This is a genomic window from Bartonella propinqua (genome assembly GCF_047263965.1).
Classification (GTDB): Bacteria; Pseudomonadota; Alphaproteobacteria; order Rhizobiales; family Rhizobiaceae; genus Bartonella.
The window spans coordinates 1-1652 of record NZ_JBLEBK010000030.1 but is presented as its reverse complement, the minus strand read 5'-3'; the positions used below and the strand labels follow the sequence as shown (position 1 = coordinate 1652).

At 44.1% G+C, this 1652-nt stretch carries 2 protein-coding genes; both read right to left on the bottom strand.

Annotation, left to right across the window (positions count from 1 at the left end; all coding sequences use genetic code 11):
• Window positions 1–1241, bottom strand: a 1241-nt coding sequence (locus ACMFKV_RS07160) for a phage portal protein (protein ID WP_413154921.1), incomplete at its 3' end; no start/stop codon positions are given.
• Window positions 1241–1489 carry a phage head-tail joining protein gene (locus tag ACMFKV_RS07155; RefSeq protein WP_413154920.1) on the bottom strand — a complete coding sequence of 83 codons (249 nt, stop codon included), beginning with the start codon at window positions 1487–1489 and terminating at the stop codon, window positions 1241–1243. The genes ACMFKV_RS07160 and ACMFKV_RS07155, both read right to left, overlap by 1 nt.
• Window positions 1490–1652 lie beyond the last annotated feature (163 nt).

The window sequence follows — 1652 nt, the reverse complement described above, 5'->3', positions numbered from 1 at the left end:
CACGGCAAATAATCCTCTTCCCATCTTGGTAAATGAACACGTCCAGAAAGCACTGCCATTTCAACAAAACGTTCCCAAACAATGCGGTTGAACTGAAAGGCTATAATATGTTCGCGCCATTGTTTGACATGACGTCTAAACTGAATGATCGATGTGCGCACATTGGAAAAGTTCCCCCGCGTTACATCCCCTGTTACAACCGCATAAGGCATGTTAAGTGCAGCACAAATTTTCAAAATATTACGAAATTGAAAAGCTTCATAAGAACCACCAACCTCCACGGGATTAGAAAACTTGATATCCGTATTTTCTCCTATTTCTTGAATCCCACCTGTCTCAATTATGGTAGGAGGCTCTACGAGCGGTTTCTTGTTGCTTTCTTCGCGATTATCAGATGCGCTCGCGTTACTGGAATGAGGATTGGTACGCGTAATAAAAGCTGCGAAAAGAGCAGCAGTTCTTTTTCTATCAATCTCGGCATCATCATAAGCTTCAAGCTGAAAAATCTTTACCAGACAGCGTGTGACTTTTGGTGTTCCACGCAGCTGCCCAGCAACACGCCTTTCTTTAATATGGATGACCATTTCTGCTGGTACCCGCACGCGCTCTCTGTTTCCAAACGCTCTACTCAATGGGCTGCTATCATAAGGATGATGCTGCCAAAAATGATAAGCAACACGCTTACCACTGGCGTTAAACTCAATCCCCATGCGGATATAATTGCCCTCAATTTCAGCAACCCCGCTATAGGTTAAATCAAGCATTTCTGCGGGATAAACTTGCAATTGAAGAGGCACACCTGAACGCCCATAAAGGTCAACATAGTGCAGCCTGACAAAACATTCGCCCGTTAAAAAAACTTCCCGAGCAATGGTTGCTTGAAGACCATAAAAACTGGCATCTTCATCATAATCTGCCTCATCAACCCATTGCCACCAAAGATCAAGCAGCTTCTTCTTTTCTTCTCGAAACCCTTCAATTTTGGGATAAGGTTTAATCCCATCACTGACCGCTGCCGAAACCCATTCCTCTGTGGCAGAACCATAAAGAGCCTCGTTATCATAGAGCCACCTTGACCGTGCGATAATTGTATCGCCTGTCGCTTCAATCGCTTGGTTGATATGTTGTTTGGCAGGATTTAACCCGCGCATTCTGCGACTACGGCTTGCAGCTTCGAAAGGCGGATTATGATCTCCAGAAGTGCGAAACAACCCCGTTATTTTATTGAATAATCCAGCCATTAATAACCACGCCTCGCATCAATATAAAAAATACGAGGGCTTCCATGCCCTTCGAGCTCTGCTATTTGCTTATCCAGCATGGCAAGTGCCTTGCGTAATTCCTCTACAGAACGGTTCCCCACTTGCTTGTCACCATGACGTACAAATTGCGCCCCTGAATAAAGGGTCTCCTCAAGTTGTTCACGTCGTTGTTTTAACTCTGCAATTTTTTCACTTTTGCTCTTCAATGAACTTAAATTCTCACTCATAAAATATCCCACTCTCTTTGCATGTAAGGGTTGACCGACCTCCTTAGTTGTTTCCTTTGAGGCTGTGGTGTCTGAAGCTGTGTTGGAAAAGATTCTGTACTCTCGGAAGATGCCTCCATATTTTTGAGACTTTCCAAGCGCTCTTCTAAAATATCAACTTCCT